Here is a 17,546-nt window from a genome sequence, read left to right as displayed (position 1 = left end):
TCCGGACGCAGGTAGCCGTTGCCGGGTGCGGAGGGCAGCTCGTAGGCGTCCGGGACACCGATGATGCTGCGGCTGTCCCCGGCGGAGAAGGTGCGCAGGCCGATCCGGTAGGACAGGTGCGTCTCGACCTTGGAGATCCTTCCCTCGTCGAGGCGCTGGCTGGCCAGCAGCAGGTGCACCCCGAGGCTGCGGCCCAGCCGTCCGATCATGGCGAACACGTCGACGAACTCCGGCTTGGAGGACAGCATCTCGCTGAACTCGTCGACGACGACGAGCAGCGCGGGCATCGGCTCCAGCGGCGCCCCGGCGGCGCGGGCGGCCTCGTAGTCGCGACGCGAGGCGTACTCGAACCGGCGCAGGTGCTCCTGGCGGCGGTTCAGCTCACCGGTCAGCGCGTCCTGCATCCGGTCGACGAGCTCCAGCTCGTCCTCCAGGTTCGTGATCACCGCGGAGGTGTGGGGCAGCGCGTCGAACCCGAGGAACGCGGCACCGCCCTTGAAGTCGACGAGCACGAAGTTGAGGTCCTCGGAGGTGTGCGTCGTCGCCAGTGCGAGCACCAGCGTCCGCAGCAGCTCGGACTTGCCCGACCCGGTCGCGCCGATGCACATGCCGTGCGGGCCCATGCCGTCCTCGGCGGACTCCTTGAGGTCCAGCTCGAGCGGTGCCCCGGCGGCGGAGATGCCGATCGGCACCCGCAGCCGTCGCTTGGCGCCCGCCCGGCCGCTGCGGTAGCGGACCGGGTCGAAGGTCCGGACGTCGCCGAGCCCGAGCAGCGCGGCGAGGTCGTAGTCCGAGGCCAGCGGCTCCTCGGTCGTCCCGGTCGCGGTCCCGATCCGGAACCGGGCCACGGTGCGGGCCAGCGCCGCGGCCCCGGCCGGTCCCAGCCGGTCCGGGCGGCAGAGCGGCCGCGGCCGCGGGCGGCCCAGCCGGTCGAAGACCACGGTGCGGACCTCGTCCGGGTCGACCTCCAGGAACAGCGCGTCGGCGCGCTGGGTCCACGGCAGCGAGCCGCCGACGTCCAGGAGCACCGTGTTGCGGTAGCCCTCCAGCACGCAGCGGTGCTCCGGGTGCACGCCGACCCCGTCGAGGACCAGCACGACCAGCGGCTCGGTCGCGGTGACCGGGGACCCCGCCTCGAACCGCGGGCGGCCGGCGAACGCCGGACCGCCGAGCAGGTCCTCCGCCTCGGCCAGGCTGTCGGTCACGATCCGCCGCGCACCGGCGGCGTCGGGGGCGTCGGGGTCCTGGCCGTGCGGCAGCCACTTGCACCAGTCCCAGCGGTGCCGGTTCTCGTCGCTGCAGGCCACCGCGACCCGCAGGTCGGCGGGTCCGTGCGCGGTGACGAGCTGGGCCAGCATCGCGCGGGCCAGGCCGAGGACGGCCTCGTCGTCGCCGGTCATCTGGATCTGGGCGAACCCGCGGACGTAGACGGCGATCGGGGCGTTGGGGACGGTCGAGTAGGCGCGCAGGAAGCGGCGGAGCGCGTGCGCCGACAGCGGTTCCAGGTCCTCCACGGGCTTGGTCTCCGGCGGCTTGAGCGCCAGCGACGAGCGCCGGGTCCCCAGCCCGATCCGGATCTCGCCGAAGTCGTCGTGCGAGGGACGGCGCTCCCACAGCCGGTAGCCCAGCGCGATCGACCACAGCGAGCGCGGATCGGGGTGCAGCCACTTCGCGGCCGTCTGCTGGGCGGCCAGCGAGCGGCGGACCCGGCCACGCAGCTGGGTCAGGTAGCGGACGTAGTCGCGGCGCAGCCCGTGCAGCTTCTGCTTGTGGTTGACGGAGTTGCGCAGCAACCCGACCAGCATCATGCCCATGGCGGAGAGCACCATCAGGCCGCCGCCGACGTAGATCAGTGGACCGCCGCCGGGGCGGACGAACATCATCACCATGGCCAGCGAGCCGAGACCCATCGGCGCGTACATGAGCGCCGAGCTCATGCCCCCGCCCGACTCCTCGGGAACCGCGGGCGGCTCCTGGATCTCGACGGTCTCGTCGGGCACGGGGGGCTTCTGACGGCGCGCCCGTCGGGCGAACAGTTCGGTGCTCACGCGCTTCCCCTTCGTGGGTGATCTCCCCTGGAAAGCCCGGGCGGGGCCGCGGCGCCGCACGTGTGCGTGGGGGCGGACCTAGCGTTCCGGGCGGTTCGCGGTGGTCGACACCCTGGCAGGAGAGGACCCGAGGAACCGTGACGCAAGAGCAGATCCAGCATCGCACACGCAGCTCGGCCCGGCTACGTTTCGTCCTCGGTGAGAAGTCCGCGGACATCACGGTGCCGGCCGAGGTCCCGCTCGCCGACCTGCTGCCCGCGGTGCTGCCGCACTTCGGTGGCGAGGCGATCGAGCAGGGCGCCGAGCACGAGGGCTGGGTCCTGCAACGGCTGGGTGACCCGCCGTTCGACGAGGAACGCACGACCGGCGAGCTGGGCCTGCGCGACGGGGAGGTGGTGCACGTCCGGCCACGGGCCGACGGGCTGGCCCCCATCGACTACGACGACGTCGTGGACGGCGTGGGCGAGCAGGTCCGCACCCATCCCTGGTCGTGGAACGACAGCCGGACCCGGGCGATGCTCAGACTCCTGGCGGCACTCGCCCTGCTGACCGGGGTCCCGCTGGTCCTGCAGGTCACCGTCCCGGCGCTGGCGCTCGCGCTGGCCGGGGCCATCGCGGTGGTACTGCTGGGAGCGGCGGGGCTGGTCGCGCGCAGTGGCGTCGGGACGGTGCCCGCGGCCGGGCTGGCGGGCGTCGCCGTCTGCTACGCCGCCACCGCCGGTGTGCTGCTGATCCGCCTCATCGAGCCGGGCGCGCCGGTGATGACCGTGGTCGCCTGCGCGGCCGCGCTGGGCCTGATGGCGCTCGCCATCGGGACGGCGCTCGTCGCGGACGGCGCGCTGCTGTTCGTCGGGGCCGCGACGGCGGGCCTGGTCACGGCCGCGGCGGGCCTGGCCGGGGCGCTGGGCGGGGTGTCCGCGCCCAAGGCCGCGGCGATCGCGGTGGTGCTGTCGCTGGTGGCCGGGGTGTTCGTCCCCTCCACCGCCTTCCGGCTGTCCGGCCTGCAGCTGCCGCTGCTGCCCGGGGAGCCCGAGCAGCTCTCCGACGACGTCGAGCCGGTGCCCTACGCGCTCGTCGTCGAGCGGGGGACCGCGACGGTCGGGTACACCGCGGCCCTGCACGTCGGGCTGGGGGCGGCGCAGCTCGTGCTGCTGCCCCTGGTGCTCGTCGAGGCCACCGTCTGGGCGGTGGTGTTCGTGCTCGTCGTCGCGGCGCTGATGGCGCTGCGCGCACGGCACCTGGACTCCGTGGTGGCCCGGTGGGCGGTGCTCGCACCGGTGGTCACCGCGCTGGTGGTGTGCGCGGTCGGGGTCGCCCCGGTCCTGTCGCCGACCGCGCGGGTGCTGGGGCTGTGGCTGCCGGTGCTCGCCGCGGGCGCCCTGCTCGCCGTGGCGGCCGAGCGGCTGCCCGGCCACCGTCTGCGGCCGTACTGGGGGCGGGCCGTCGAGATCGTCGAGTCGCTGACGGCGGTCGCGGTGCTCCCGCTGCTGCTGCAGGTGCTGGGCGTGTTCGCCTGGATGCGCGGACTGGCGGGCTGAGCAGGTGCAGTCGCGTCGGGACCAGGTCCAGGCCTACTTCTACGTCGTCGGGCGGATGACCTCCGCGGTCACCCACGGACGGCCGGACGTCGTCCGCCCGCCGGGGCGGCGGCTCAGCACCGGGTTCGCCATCGGGGTGCTGGTCGCCGCGGTCCTCTGCGCCGGGTTCGGCGTGTACGGGCTGTTCAAGCCGGGTGGGAACACCTCGTGGCGGACGGCGGGCGCGATCGTCACGGAGAAGACCTCCGGGGCCCGGTTCGTCTACCTGAACGGGACGCTGCACCCGGTGCTCAATCTGGCCTCGGCACGGCTGGCGACCGGGTCGACCGCGGCACCGACGTCGGTGTCGGCGGCGTCGCTGGCCGGGACCCCGGTGGGGGCGCCGATCGGCATCCCCGACGCGCCGGACTCGGTGCCCGCCGCGGCGTCGCTGAACCGGTCCCCGTGGACGGTGTGCGCGAGCCCGCCGGCCGCGGGCACGGTCGGACCGCCGACGCTGTCGCTGCTGCTCGGCGCCCCGGCCGGTCCCGAGCCGGCGGACGACGAGGGGCTGCTCGTCGCCACCCCCGACGGCCAGGAGAGCCTGGTCTGGCAGGGCCGGCGCTACCGGCTCGGCGGGGCGGGCGTCGCCGCCGCCCTCGGCTACGACGACGTCGCCCCGGCACCCGTGCAGCCCGGCTGGCTGGCCGCGGTCCCGGCCGGACCGGACCTGGGCGTCCCGGCGATGGGCACCCCCGGTGCGCCGGGGCCCACCATCGCCGGGAGGCCCAGCCGGGTCGGGCAGGTGTACCAGGTCGACAACCCCGCGCTCGCCTCCGACGACCTCTACCTCGTCCGTGCCGACGGCGTCGCCCCGCTCAGCCGCACGATGGCCGCGCTGGCGATGTCGGGTGGCGGCAGCACGGTCCGCGTGGGGCCCGCCGACATCGCGGCGGTGCCGCGGTCGGCCGGCCCGGAGCTGGGCCGTGACCTGCCCCCGGTGCCGCCGCGGCTGGTGGTGACCCATCAGGAGGACATCCCCTGCGTCCGGGTCGACGTCGCCGATCCCGACGCCCCGGTGCGGATCGGGACGCTGCCGGCGGCGGCCGTCGCGGCGGCCACCGTCCCGGCCGGGACGCACACCCCGGGGCTGCAGGCCGACCGGATCGGCATCCCGGCCGCGTCCGGGGTGCTCGCCCGGGTGGCGGCCGCGCCGGGAGCCGCGCCCGGAGCGGCGTTCCTCGTCACCGACATCGGGGTGCGGTTCCCGGTCGCCGACGACGAGGCGTTGACCGCGCTCGGCATGCAGGGCGGCAGCGCCGTCGCGGTGCCCGAGCAGCTGCTGGAGCTGCTGCCGACCGGCCCGGTGCTCGACCGGGAGCCGGCGTTGCAGACCCGGTCACCGCAGTCGTGACCGCTCGCATGCGACTTGGCGGGGGAAATCCCCACCGATCCGGCGAACGGACGTAAGCCGTTACGTCTCCGGCGATCGGGACCGATTCACTTCAGGCGTCGGGAACCCGATCGACGGAACGCACCAGGAGGCTCGGCCGGACTGGGCCGGGCCCCGACCCGGAGGACGAACATGGCGCTGACCAAGGCGGACATGCCGCGGATCGAATCGACCGCGGCGCAGCACGACGAGACCGGCAACGGCGTACAGCAGCTCATCCGCACCGCCGCGTCCGAGGTCGAGGGTCAGTTCGACCCGACGTCGAGCGAGCTGGCGAAGGCGACCCACGCGGCCTGGCTCGACCTGCAGGAGTTCGGCAAGAAGGCGCAGGCGGACCTGCAGCACATGGGTGAGGCCATGCGCCGGGCCGCCACCGAGAACATGCAGACCGACGTCGAGAGCGCCGGCGGCGTTCCGCAGGCCAACTGAGCCCGACCCCTCTGACCAGGTAAGGAGTCCCTCACATGGACACCATGTTCTACCAGTACGAGCAGATCGAGGAAGCGCTCGCGGCGATGAAGCGCTCGGCGCAGACGCTGCAGGACGAGACCTCGCAGCTGCGCAGCGCGGTGCAGCAGCTGTTCGGCGCGGACTTCGTCGGTGCCTCGGCGGACCAGTACAACTCCACCGCCAACGAGCTGCAGCAGCAGCTGCAGGCCAAGAACCAGTACATCGACGACCTGCACCGTCAGGTCATGGACTCGATGGAGCGCATGCGCGCGTCCGACCGCGCGGGCGTCAACGCGTTCTGATGCCCCGGCCGGTGTCACCCCGACGGGGTGACACCGGCCTTCGGCCGTTGCGGAGAACGGAGCAGGGATGGGCGAGCACACGAAGGTCGACCGGGCCGCCATCGACGAGGCGGCGGGCAAGCTCGGCAAGCTGATGGACGACATCAAGGCGTTCACCGATCTCGACCCGCACTGGCCGGACGCGGGCAAGTTCTCCGTGGCCCAGTACGTCGAGCGGCGGGTCGACGACCGGCGCAACGCGGTCATCGACCACGCGAAGCGGATGAAGACGATCCTCGAGGCGATGGAGCCCTCGCTCAAGGACGTGTCGAAGATGCTGGTGGACGTCGACTCCGACAGCGCGGCGGCCGTCGGTGCGCGCATCGACGAGATGCGTGCCGACGCCGACGACGAGATCGTCGACCGCGCCAACGAGATCGAGCACCAGCAGCACAACTTCACCACCGACGACGAGTCGGAGGAGAGCAACACCTCCGACGGCGACGGGTACGACGACACCCAGGGCCAGATCATCACCGGTGTGCCCAAGGGCGAGGAGGGCGTGGGCAGCGTCCCGCAGGACGAGGTGCTCAACGCCCCCAGCCAGACCGAGGACACCGACCAGGACACCACCGACGAGGAGTTCCTGGACGAGTTCGAGGACGACCGGCCCGACTCCTGAGTCCGGTCGCCGCCCGCGCCGGCTCCACCCTTCCCGAGAGGACACCCAGGACCATGGCCGATCAGACCCGCGTCGACGTCGGCGCCGTCACCGCATCCGCCGACGCCGTCGGTGCCCTGCTGCCCCCGAGCTCCGGCTCCCGGGACCGGCTCGGCGCGGACTGGTCGCCCTCGGGGCCGTTCGCGGCGGCGCAGCAGCTCGACGGGGTGTCCGACGCGCGCGCCCAGGAGCTGCTGAGCTACGTCACCGCACTCCGCACCGAGCTCGGGGAGTTCGGTGGTTCCCTCGCCGCCACCGCCCGCAACCTGGTCGACACCGACGTCGTCTCCGGCACGCGGGTGACCGACCTGCCCGGTGACGAGGTCGTCGATGCCTGACGCCGACGACCCGGACGCGTTCGGCCTCGCCGGACAGGACACCGCGCCCCCTCCGGCGTTCAACGCCTCGGACTTCAAGACCTGGACGACGTTGCAGTTCCAGGTCGAGGGCATCGCGCCCCAGGAGGGTCAGTCCGCCGCGCCGGCGGCGTGGAAGAAGCTCGGCGACCAGTTCCAGACCGCCACCGAGCGCCTCCAGTCGATCAACGACGACGTCGCCAAGCTGGTCAAGCAGGTTGACGAGGCGCTGGAGGGACAGGCCGGGACGGCCTTCCAGGACTACGCCGACGGCGTGCTGAAGGAGAGCAAGGCCTTCGCCGCGGTCCTGGCGGACAAGAAGTACGCCGACACCGTCCGCGGCGTCGGCACCGACATCTCCACCTTCCGGGACAAGTGGTGGGAGACGGTCGAGCAGAGCTGGGAGGACCGTCGCGCGGCCCAGGACAAGGTGCGCGCGAAGGCGGTCTCGGCCGTGACGCTCGCGGCGGCGGCGGGGGACTCGTCCCTGATCGCCGACGTCGTGCAGACCTACAAGAACGTGGTGCGCCGGATCGAGAACGAGTACGAGGACGAGCTCGTCACGGCACTCCAGAAGCTGCTCGGCGGGCTGGCGGACGACTACTCGACGGCGGCCGGGGACATGGCTGCGCTGGAGATCGTGCGCGGCGAGAAGGCGCGCGGGTCGAAGGAGGCCGTCGCCAAGCTCGACAAGAAGGGTGACGACGACTCCGACGACGACTCCGACGGCTCCGGGTCCGACGACGACGATGACGACTCCGAGGGCTCCGGGTCCGGGGACGACGATGACGACACCGACTCGGACTCGGACTCCGACTCCGACGGGGCCCCGCCCACCGTCGAGGAGCTGGAGCAGCAGATCGAGGACCTCGAGGAACGCGTCGAGGAGCTGGAGACCGGTGGGACCGGCGGCGGCGACGGTGCCGGTGACGGCATCGGTGGTGCCGGTGACGGCCTCGGCGACGACGAGGGCTCGGGTTCCGGCTCGGATGAGGGTTCGGGTTCCGGCGGCAGCGGTGGCGCCCACGGTGGGGGCAACGCCGGTGGCGGCGCCCGCGACAAGGCGCTGGACGACGCCCGGAACGCGGCCGGCCAGGCCATCGACGACCTGGCGGGCGGTGGCGGTACCGGCGGCGGCACCGGCGGTGGCGACCCCGGCTCCGGCTCCGGCTCCGGCGAGACCGGGGGCTCGGGCGGGGGCGTCCCGGCCCCCGAGATCCCCGACCTGTCGACGGGCGGCGAGGACACCGGTGGCTCCGGGGGGTCGACCGCGGACCCGCAGCGGCAGGCGGCGCTCGACCAGGCGAAGAAGGCCGCCGGCGACGCCATCGACGGCCTCCGCGGCGAGACGTCCGACCCCACACGCGACAAGGCGCTCGAGGACGCCAGGAACGCCGCGAACCAGGCGATCGACGATCTGTCGGGCAGCGGCTCCGGCGGCTCCGGCGACGGCTCGACGGGCGCGGGCGGAGGTCTGACCGGCTCGCCGGGCGGCGGCTCGCCGGGGTCGGGCTCGGGCTCGGGCGGCGGTGCGAAGTCGCCGGGGTCGGGTGGCGGCAGCGGACCCGGCTCCGAGGGCGCCAAGCGCGACCAGGCGCTGGAGGACGCGAAGAAGGCCGCGAACGAGGCCATCGAGGACCTCCAGGACCCGGTCTCCGAGGGCGGCTCCGGGGACGGCAGCGGCTCCGGCGGGGGCCCGGGCTCCGGGGACGAGAGCGGCGACCCGGCGCACGACCAGGCGATGCGGGACGCGAAGGAGGCCGCCGACAAGGCGATCGACGAGCTGCGTACCGACGACCCGGTCCGCAACGACGCCCTCGACCAGGCCAAGGAGGCCGCGAACCAGGCGATCGAGGACCTCGCCGCCGAGGGGGCCGACACGGACGGCACGGCACTGCGGCCCGACGACCGCGGTCTGCTCGACCAGGCGCACGGGGCGGCCAACAAGGCACTCGCCGAGCTGGGCCCGGACGCCACGCCCGAGCAGGCGAGGGCGGCCGTCGAGAAGGCCATCGACGACCTCGGAAACCCCACCGGCGACCCGCACCGCCAGGCGGTACTCGACGAGCTGAAGAAGACCGCGACCGATGCCCTGGGCGACGAGCCGCCCGGTCGCGTCTCGGACGCGATGGACAAGGCCTTCGAGGAGCTCGGCCAGGACGCGGCGGACAAGACCGGCCTCGGGGACGACCCGGGGGCCCGGACCGCGACCGAGGGCGACGGCACCGGCGGTGGGTCGTCGGCGTCCCCGCCGGACCTGCCGTCGGCCGAGGAGCTGATGGGTGAGTCCGGTGGCGCGGGCGGCGGCGCGGACGACGGTGCCGGTGGTGCCGGGGGCGGCCCGGAGGACGGCGCGGGTGGCGGCGGCCCGGTGTCGCCGCCGGACCTGCCGTCGGCCGAGGAGCTGATGGGCGAGTCCGGTGGCGCGGGCGGCGGCGCCGACGACGATGCCGGTGGCGCCGGCGGCGGCCTCGGCGGTGGTGCCGGTGGCGGCCCGGGTGCGCTCGACCCGAGCCTGGCCCGGTTCGACACCGACGTCGCCGCCGAACGCGGCTTCGGTGTGCCGCCCGGCGGCGTCCCGAACGGGCAGGTGCTCCCCGCGGCCAACGCCGCGGCCGGCGGACCGATGGGCGGCGGTATGCCGATGGGTGGCATGCCGATGGGCGGTGCGGGGATGTCCCCGCAGGGCATGGGACAGGAGCGTGAGCGCGAGCCGCACACCTGGCTGCAGGCCGAGGGCGGGATCTGGGACGAGGACACCGACCATCTCGCCCCCGGTGTGATCGGACGGACCTGACCGTGACCACCCCCGTGCCCCCGGTGGACACCGGGTTCGACGCGATCGTCGCGCAGCTGCTCGCGGCCGACCCCGACGTGCTGTACCGGCGGGCGGACGCCGTCGACGCCGTCGTCGTCGAGCTGGAGACGGCCCGCGACGGGCTGCGCCGCGAGACCCGCCGCGTCCAGGAGGCGATGCTCGGCGCGACCGCGGACGGGTTCGCCGCCGAGTCCGCGTCGAAGGTGGCCGCACTGGAACGGTCGCTGGAGGCCGTCCGGACCTGGCCGCTCGCCCTGCGCGGCGCCGGCGACGAGCTCGGGCGCGCCCGCAGCGCGGCGATGTCGCTGCGCGAGCAGCGCGCCGCCTGGGCCGGTCACCCGCAGGCCGCCGAGGTCGAGGAGACGTTCGCCGCGGCGGCGCGCGCGGAGCTGGCCCGGGTGGAGACGGCCTTCGCCTCGTCGGGCGGTGCGCAGCAGCCGATCGCGGCGGTACCGGGGTCGTCGCCGGCCGGTGGGCCGACGGTGACCGCGGTGTCGACCACCGCGCCGCCGCAGCCGGAGGTGGTCACCGCGGTGCGGCCGGGGTCGGCGGGCCCGACGGCCGGGATCCCGGGGCTGACCGCACCCGGCCCAGAGGCGGCGGGCATCCGCGCGGCCGCGCTCCCGGAGGCACCCGCCCCGGTGACGGACGGGTCGCCCACGGCGCCGGGGGACGCGGCGTTCGCCCCGACGGCGTTCGCGCTCGGTGGCCAGACCCTCGGTGCCCCCGCGGCCGCCCCCTCCGGGACGCTGCAGTCCGCGCCGGTGACCCCCGCGCCGTCGACTGCCGCGCGAGCCACGGCCGTGGCCCCGTCGGGGGTGCTGGGGCGCCCGTCGGACAGCAGCCGGACCGGCACACCGGCGACGGTCACCGCGCCGGTCGGCACCCGGGCCGCCCTCTCCCCGGAGTCGCCCGGGGCCGACCCGGACCGGTCCGCCGATGGCGGTGGAACGCTCCCCGGGGGGCTGGTCGGGATGGCGGCGGGCGGCGTGCTCGGACGCGGTACGACCGAGGGCAGGACCCCGGCCGGGACCGGGCCGTCCCCCGCCACGGAGCGGACGGACGCGACCCGTCGCGGGGCAGGGCGCACCACCGGTCCGGACGCGGTCGGGGCGGTGTCGCTGCCGGAGGTCGAGGCGCTGCAGGCCACCACCTCCGGTGGCGGCCCGTCCACGCCGTCCGACCGGGTCCGCGCGGGTGCGGGCCCGCTGCCGTCGTCGGTGGGCCTGCCGTCCTCGCCGCCCGTGTCGTCGGGCGGACCGGCGGTGCGGGTGCCGACGCTGCCGGTCACCGGTGACGCGGCGGCGATCGCGACGCTGCCGGTCACGACACCCACCCCGGACCCCCGCAGCGCCGGACGCCTCCCGCTGTCCCCGGGCGCCGGGGAGGCGGGGATGCCCGGCGGGGCGCCGATGGGCGGGCCGTTCATGCCGATGGGGGCCGGGATGGCCGCCGGGATGAACCAGAACGACGACCGCGCCCGCGAGACCTCGCTGACCGCTGATCCCAGCAACTGGCAGGACGACGGGGTGCCGGGAGTGCTGGGCCGCAGCTGAGGCCCGGCCTCCACCCCGCCCGACCACACGAGGAGGAGACACCCATGAGCGACGCCACGGACCACGAGGGGTACTACGCCCGGCGGCTCGACGAGGCCTTCGAGCAGGTCGAGCAGGAACGCGCCCGGGTCGGGGAGGTCAGCCGGGTCTGGAAGGAGGAGCAGACGACGGTCGTCGCGAAGGACCGCTCGTTCACCATGACCTTCGACGGCCGTGGCGATCTCGCCGACCTCAGCTTCCACGGCACCCGGTACCGCTCGCTGGCGCCCACCGAGCTCGCGCACCTGATCGTCGGGACGCTGCAGGCGGGTCGGCTGCAGGCACTGGAGCGCACCGCCGCGATCGTGCAGGAGGGCGGTGGCGCGGAGGGGCTGGACCTGGTGGGACTGGCCACCGGGAAGGTCGACCCCTCCGAGATGATCGAGTCGCTGATGGGCTCGATGTTCGCCGAGATGGGCGTCGAGGACCCGACCCGGGGTGAGCGTCGTGGCCGATGAGACCTACGTCGACCTCCCCGGCGTCCGGCGCAACGCCGAGGGGGTGCGCCGCATCCGGAGCGACCTGGCAGGGCCGTTGGAGCGTCTGAACGCGCTCAGCGCGGAGTACGAGGGCTGCTGGGGCACCGACGACATCGGCAAGGCCTTCGGGGAGAAGTACTCCCCGGACTCGACCGAGGCCCGCGCCGGTGTCGGCGAGACGACCGAGGGGCTCGACATCTACGCCGACAACCTCGAGATCTCGGCGGACAACCTGTCGCGGCTCGACGAGGACAACGCCTCCCACGTCCCTCCCGCGTAGCGCACGCCGTCCGTCCCCGCACGACACCAACCCGATCCGGCCGCACCGCCGGGTCCGACCCTCACACGATCGGTGGAACGAGGAAGGAGGGAACCCTGCGATGCCAGGTGGGTCGACCGAGCTGCCCGACTCCCTCCAGAAGTTCTTCAAGGTCACCCTCGGGATGGAGTGGCCGGAGGGCAACGAGGGCAACCTGCGGGCGCTGAGCGGCGCCTGGGCCGACCTCGCCGCGGCACTGGAGCAGGCCGCGCTCGACGCGCGGCGGTCCGGGGCCGACCTCGACGACGTCCTGCGCGGCGACACCGGGGCCGCGAACGCGAAGCTCCTCGGTGAGGACTACGCCGCCAGTCTCACCGAGATGGCCCAGGGTGCCGACGAGTTCCGCAAGGCGACGAAGAACGCCGCGGCGGACATCCAAAAGGGCAAGATCATGTTGATCGTGATGGCCGCGATGACCCTCGCGGCCGTCATCGAGCTGATCGCGTCGTTGTTCGGGGCGATCTTCGTCCCGGCCGTCCTCGCCGCCGCCCGGGTCGGCCTGTGGGCGCTGCTGCGGCAGATGGTCAAGCAGATGGTCCAGGCGGTCGCGCGGCTCGGGCTGAACAAGGCGACCGCCCAGACGCTGCTGCGTGGCATCTCGAAAGCCCTCGCGGAGGCGACCAAGCGGGCGGCGCTCTACGGTGCGGCCGGCGCCGGGATCATGGGCGGCCTCGACGGTCTCATCCAGGTCGGACAGAACGAGGCGGGTGACCGCGAGGGCTACGACCTCGACTCCATCGGGCACAGCGCGATCGGTGGTGCGATCGGCGGCGCCGGTGCGGGGCTCGCGCGCGCGGCGGCCGGGGGTGTGCGCAGCTGGAGCAACAGCGCGATGCGCAACCTCAACCGGGCCCGTCCGCCCGGAGCCCCTCCCCAGCAGCTCGCCCGCCACGTCCGCGCGTTCGGCATCCTGGGCTACGCCGGTGCGCAGATCATGACCGCGCCGGCGTCCGGCGCGGTCATCAACGCGGTGTTCGGCGAGGACTCCAACCCGTTCTTCGGTGCGATCGGCGCACTCGGCGGAATGCGCAGCCGCCCCGGCGGGGACTTCGGCCTCGCGGCGAGCAAATTCCCCGTCGTCAGCCGGACGTCCCTGCTGGACCACATGAAGAAGGAGGGGCTGGGCCCCTCGGCGACCCCACCGCCCTGGATGACCTCCGCCGGTCCCGACGACGTCCTCCGGATCCCCACGACGTCCGACGGGTCGGGGCCGCCCCCCGGTACGCGCCCGTCCGGCGAGGACCCGGCGACGACCCGGGGCGACGACGGGGACTCGTCGGCGCCGTCGCGGTCGTCGGGGCAGGGGGGACCGGAGAGCCGGTCGCCGCTGGTCATCCCGTCGTCGCCGACGGTGAGCTCGACGTCGACGTCGACGTCGTCGCCGACGCCGGAGTCCGTGCCGGCGGCGGTGACCGGCGGATCGTCGGGCACCCCGTCCGGCCCGACGTGGGGCTCGGCCGCCGGCGCCCGCCCGGAACCGGTGTCGGAGCCTCCGGCCTCCTCCGTCGCGCCCGTGTCGGGCGAGTCGACGACCGTGTCGATCCCGGACGGAACGCCGGTCCCGGGCAACGGCGGCATCAGCGGCGACACGGGTGGCGGCGCCGCGGGCGGCCGCGATGCGACGGGTAGCAGCGCGCCGGGCAGCAATGCGCCGGGCAGCGACGTGCCGAGCAGTCCTGCCGCGGTCGACTTCGCGGCGGGCAGCAGTGCGTCGGGCGGCAACGTGCCGGGCAGCAACGTGCCGAGCAGTCCTGCCGCGGTCGACTCCGCGCCGGGCGGCAACGCGCTGGGGAACAGCGTGCCGAGCAGTCCTGCCGCGGTCGACTTCGCGGCGGGCAGCAGTGCGTCGGGCGGCAACGTGCCGGGCAGCAACGTGCCGAGCAGTCCTGCCGCGGTCGACTCCGCGCCGGGCGGCAACGCGCTGGGGAACAGCGTGCCGAGCAGTCCTGCCGCGGTCGACTTCGCGGCGGGCAGCAGTGCGTCGGGCGGCAACGTGCCGGGCAGCAACGTGCCGAGCAGCTCCGCCACGGTCGACTCCGCGCCGGGCGGCAACGCGCCCGGGAACAGCGCGCCGGGGAACAGCGCGCCGAGCAGCCCCGCCGCGGTCGACTCCGCGCTGGGGGACAGGGCGCCGGGCACCGGGGCTCCGGAGAACAGCGCGCCGGGCAGCACGGCTCCCGGAAGCACCGCACCGGGCAGCATCGCACCGGGAAGCGACGCGCCGCCCAGCGCCGTGCCCGGTCACGGCGCGCCGGTCGGTGCAGCGCCGGCCGGCACCGCCGCGGGCACCCCTGCCGGGGGCACCCCTGCGTCGGGCAACACCGCGTCGGGCAGCCCTGCGTCGGGCAGCCCTGCGTCGGGCAGCCCTGCGTCGGGCAGCCCTGCGTCGGGCAATGCCGCGTCCGGCAACACCGCGTCGGGCAACACCGCGTCCGGTGGCAGCTCGACCGCGCCCCGGCCGACGTCGGACACCGCGGTCAGGAGCACCGGCGGGGAGGCACCGAACCCGGCGGCGCCGGTCAGCGAGGGCCGGGACCAGGGCTCCACGCCTCAGCGGGGCACCGTCGAGGGGGAGGGCACCGGCGGCCGCGGGACCGACGCTCCGGGCCCGGCGGCGGTGCAGTCCGACGGCGCCGCCCCGCCCGGACGGGCCACGACCGGCGACGGTCCCTCCACACCGGACGGATCCCGCGACACCGTCGGGACCCGTCCGACCGAACCCACCGCATCCACCGGGACCGTGCGCGACGCGACCACCGACTCCGCAGGCGGTCCGGTCCGCGAGCCGGTCCGGGGCGAGCAGGCGCCCACGGTGGGCGGCGACGCGCGCACCCCGGAGCTCTCCCCGTCCCGCGTCGCCGACGACACCGACGGTCGTGGGACGGGTGGCCCGGTCGCCACCCCGCAGCCGCCCGCCGCGTCGTCGACCACCCAGCCGGCCACGTCCGGGGCCGGTCGCGACACCGCCACGACCTCCGGCGGAGGGCGCACCGACGCCACCCCGTCCGGCCAGGGCTCGGGGGCGAACACCCCCCGATCCGCCCAGCAGGCGCCGTCGACCGGCACGTCGGCGGGGGAGGGGCGCACCGTCGGCGGCGAGTCCGCCACCCGCGCGACCGGTGGTGGGCGCGACGCCGCCCCGACCGCCGCCGACGGCGCCCGTTCCGCGGACACCTCCCGCTCCGGGGGATCCCCGCTCGCCCCGGCCGCCGGGGACCGGGCCACCTGGGAGACGTCGGGGTCCCCGTTCACCGACCTCGACCGCACCCCGCCCACCGCACCCGTCGAGCCCACGGTCCTGCCCGCGGCCGTGTCGTCCACGCCCGCGACCGGTACGCCCCCGCCGGTGTCCACCTCGGTCACGGCGGGGTCGACCCCGGCAGCCCCGGCCCCGACGCCCTCGTCCGCGGCCCCGACGCCCCCGGCCCCGCCGTCCTCGACCCCGGCTCCGACCCAGACCCCGACGGCGTCCCCGACGTCCGCCCCGCCCCGCACCGGAACCGACGGTGCCCCGCCGCCCGCGCCGCGCACCGACGGCGCCCCGCCGGCCCCCGCACGCACCGACGGCACCACACCGGCGCGCACCGACGGCAGCACGCCGGCCCCGGCACGCACCGCCGGGTCCGGCGGGCCGGACACGACCCGGACCGGCGACCCGACGTCCGGCGAACACCGCCCGGCCACCGCCCGCGGTGCCCGCACCCCGGAGGGGGATCCTCGCGTCCCGGAGTCCCGCCCGGCCGAGTCCGGCGGGCGCTCGCGCACCCGCGACCGCGAGGACGGCACCGTCGTCCTGCCGGTGCCGACCCCGGATCCCGCCGAGTCCGGTCCGCCCGCCCCGCGCCGCGGCGACGACGGGGGGCGGTCCGCCGCACCCGGGTCCGAACAGAGCGCGCCGGTCACACCGGTCCGGTTCCGCGAGTCCACCACCTCGATCGACGAGGACGCCCGCGGCCCGATCCGCGACGCCACCGACGCGTTCGTCCGCGACGTCCTGGCCACGCCGCCGGACCGCCGGGCCCCCGCCATGACGATCACCGGCCACGGCAACGGGACCATGCGCCGCACACCGTGGTCGATCGACGGCACCGGCACCGGCCGGGCCCGGGCCGACGCGGTGCGGGCCGTCGTCCTCGAGCGGCTCGACGAGCTCGCCCGCGAGGGCGGCCTGGGGGGCCGGGACACCTCGGAGTTCCGGGTGCTGGCGCGGACGGACGCGACGCCGCTGACCCCCGGCGCGCTGCGCGACACGAACCGGATCGCGATCATCGACTACACCACCGACGACGTCACCGGCCCCCGGTCGGAGAGCACGGTGACCTTCTCCTCGGGCCAGCACCGTCCCGGCCCGGGTGCCGACGCCGACATCGTCGCGCTCGCGGGTCAGGTCCGCGAACGCCTCCGCGACGGCGGCCCGGTGCGCGTGGAGATCGTCGGCGACGGCACCGGCCGTCCCGCGCAGCGGCTGGCGCACCGCGGCGGCGCGCTGATCGAGTCCTCCGGCCGGGTCGCGAAGACCAGGCTCGGCAGCGCCGAGAAGTGGACCCGCGACCTGCTCCGGCACCCCGCCGACGACCCCCGTCCGCCGGGGCGGTGGGTGGTCCGGCCACCGTCGGCCGGCCCCGAGGCACTCCTGGAGCAACGGCGCACCGCCGGCCGGGAGCGGGCCGACGCCGTCGCGAACCGGCTCCGCGAGCTGCTCGGCGACCACGCCGACGGGGTGCGCATCGCGACCCGGGCCGCCGTCGACCGCGCTCCGGACGGGCCGGTCGGTGCCCCGTCCCGGTCGGTGCGTGCCGTCGTCGAACAGGACGCGCAGCGCCCGCCGGAGGCGGTCGGCCGCCGCGGGCCCGCCGAGGACGGCGTGCTGCGGAACGACGGCGACGGCGCCCGTGACGGGGACGGTGGCGGCCACCGCGACAGCGGCGACAGCGCCCGGAGCGACGCGGCCCCCGCCGGCGCGCCCGTCCGCATCCCGTTCGCCGAGGGCGTCCACCGGATCGCCCACCGCGACCGCGCGGCGGTCGAACGCGCCACCGACGCGTGGATCGACGACGTCGTCGCCGCGCGTGCGGCCGGCGGCCCGACGCCCGCCCTGGTGGTCACCGGGCACGGCAACGGGTCGCGCGACCTCGTCCGCCCCTGGGCCGACCGCACCGGCGCCGAGGTCACCGGCCGCGACCGCGCCCGCTCCGTGCACGACGTCGCCGAGCAGCGCCTGGCCGAGCGGCTGCGCACCGACCGGGCGGGCGGCCTCACCCGCGAGGACTTCCGCATCGTCTCCGGCGGCAGCGCGCGCCCGCCCGTCCCGGACGCGTCAGTGGAGCAGCGCCGCGTCGACGTCGTCGAGCAGCGGACCGACGACGTCGCCCGTACCGACTCGGTGCACGACGTGGCCTTCGACTCCCACGTCACCCGCCTCGACGACGACGCCCGCCGCGACCTCACGACCTTCGCGGGGGAGGTCCGTGAACGCGCCCGTCTGGCCGTCGCGGCCGGGAACCCCCCG

General features: G+C 75.7%; 11 protein-coding genes and 1 pseudogene (1 of these 12 only partly in view). 11 read left to right on the top strand and 1 reads right to left on the bottom strand.

Going from position 1 to position 17,546, the window contains the following annotated elements; genetic code table 11:
- Nucleotides 1-11: 11 nt before the first annotated feature.
- Nucleotides 12-1,922, bottom strand: a pseudogene (gene eccCa, locus KPL60_RS25435) (type VII secretion protein EccCa); the annotation flags it as partial.
- Nucleotides 1,923-2,185: 263 nt separating this feature from the next.
- Here eccCa and eccD point away from each other — a divergent pair.
- The 11 genes from eccD to KPL60_RS25380 form a co-directional block, all read left to right on the top strand.
- On the top strand, nt 2,186-3,586 hold the full coding sequence (gene eccD / locus KPL60_RS25430; protein WP_226350125.1) for a type VII secretion integral membrane protein EccD: 1,401 nt from the start codon (nt 2,186-2,188) through the stop codon (nt 3,584-3,586).
- 4 nt (nt 3,587-3,590) lie between these two features.
- A complete protein-coding gene (eccB, locus tag KPL60_RS25425) occupies nt 3,591-4,979 on the top strand; it encodes a type VII secretion protein EccB (protein WP_226367437.1) in 1,389 nt (462 codons plus the stop codon).
- Nucleotides 4,980-5,150: 171 nt separating this feature from the next.
- The gene (locus KPL60_RS25420; protein WP_226350127.1) at nt 5,151-5,447 is read left to right on the top strand and encodes a type VII secretion target; all 297 of its coding nucleotides are present in this window, start codon (nt 5,151-5,153) and stop codon (nt 5,445-5,447) included.
- Between the two features lie 35 nt (nt 5,448-5,482).
- Nucleotides 5,483-5,770 carry a WXG100 family type VII secretion target gene (locus KPL60_RS25415; protein ID WP_226367436.1) on the top strand — a complete coding sequence of 96 codons (288 nt, stop codon included), beginning with the start codon at nt 5,483-5,485 and terminating at the stop codon, nt 5,768-5,770.
- Nucleotides 5,771-5,837: 67 nt separating this feature from the next.
- Nucleotides 5,838-6,431 carry a hypothetical protein gene (locus KPL60_RS25410; protein WP_226367435.1) on the top strand — a complete coding sequence of 198 codons (594 nt, stop codon included), beginning with the start codon at nt 5,838-5,840 and terminating at the stop codon, nt 6,429-6,431.
- A gap of 53 nt (nt 6,432-6,484) precedes the next feature.
- The gene (locus KPL60_RS25405) at nt 6,485-6,808 is read left to right on the top strand and encodes a hypothetical protein (protein ID WP_226367434.1); all 324 of its coding nucleotides are present in this window, start codon (nt 6,485-6,487) and stop codon (nt 6,806-6,808) included.
- On the top strand, nt 6,801-9,623 hold the full coding sequence (locus tag KPL60_RS25400; RefSeq protein WP_226367433.1) for a hypothetical protein: 2,823 nt from the start codon (nt 6,801-6,803) through the stop codon (nt 9,621-9,623). Before KPL60_RS25405 ends, KPL60_RS25400 begins: the two co-directional genes overlap by 8 nt.
- Before the next feature lie 2 nt (nt 9,624-9,625).
- Nucleotides 9,626-11,200 carry a hypothetical protein gene (locus tag KPL60_RS25395; RefSeq protein ID WP_226367432.1) on the top strand — a complete coding sequence of 525 codons (1,575 nt, stop codon included), beginning with the start codon at nt 9,626-9,628 and terminating at the stop codon, nt 11,198-11,200.
- 44 nt (nt 11,201-11,244) lie between these two features.
- Complete coding sequence (locus tag KPL60_RS25390) at nt 11,245-11,697, top strand: YbaB/EbfC family DNA-binding protein (RefSeq protein ID WP_226350131.1); 453 nt, start codon at nt 11,245-11,247, stop codon at nt 11,695-11,697.
- Entirely contained in the window at nt 11,687-11,998 is a 312-nt protein-coding gene (locus tag KPL60_RS25385; RefSeq protein WP_226350132.1) for a WXG100 family type VII secretion target, read from the top strand. The genes KPL60_RS25390 and KPL60_RS25385 overlap by 11 nt, the downstream gene beginning before the upstream one ends.
- A gap of 100 nt (nt 11,999-12,098) precedes the next feature.
- Nucleotides 12,099-17,546, top strand: partial view of a toxin glutamine deamidase domain-containing protein gene (locus tag KPL60_RS25380; protein ID WP_226367431.1) — the 5' end (the start) only. 23,709 nt of this gene lie beyond the right edge of the window; only the first 5,448 of its 29,157 coding nucleotides appear in the window; its start codon is at nt 12,099-12,101; the stop codon falls past the right edge of the window.

The organism is Pseudonocardia sp. ICBG162, from assembly GCF_020496225.1.
In the GTDB taxonomy this organism is placed as follows: domain Bacteria; phylum Actinomycetota; class Actinomycetes; order Mycobacteriales; family Pseudonocardiaceae; genus Pseudonocardia; species Pseudonocardia alni.
This window is presented reverse-complemented; position numbering and strand designations above follow the sequence as displayed.

Coding starts and splice junctions, on each gene's coding strand:
- KPL60_RS25420 (WP_226350127.1), top strand. CDS start 5,151: ATGGCGCTGACCAAGGCGGACATGCCGCGGATCGAATCGACCGCGGCG.
- KPL60_RS25415 (WP_226367436.1), top strand. CDS start 5,483: ATGGACACCATGTTCTACCAGTACGAGCAGATCGAGGAAGCGCTCGCG.
- KPL60_RS25410 (WP_226367435.1), top strand. CDS start 5,838: ATGGGCGAGCACACGAAGGTCGACCGGGCCGCCATCGACGAGGCGGCG.
- KPL60_RS25405 (WP_226367434.1), top strand. CDS start 6,485: ATGGCCGATCAGACCCGCGTCGACGTCGGCGCCGTCACCGCATCCGCC.
- KPL60_RS25400 (WP_226367433.1), top strand. CDS start 6,801: ATGCCTGACGCCGACGACCCGGACGCGTTCGGCCTCGCCGGACAGGAC.
- KPL60_RS25390 (WP_226350131.1), top strand. CDS start 11,245: ATGAGCGACGCCACGGACCACGAGGGGTACTACGCCCGGCGGCTCGAC.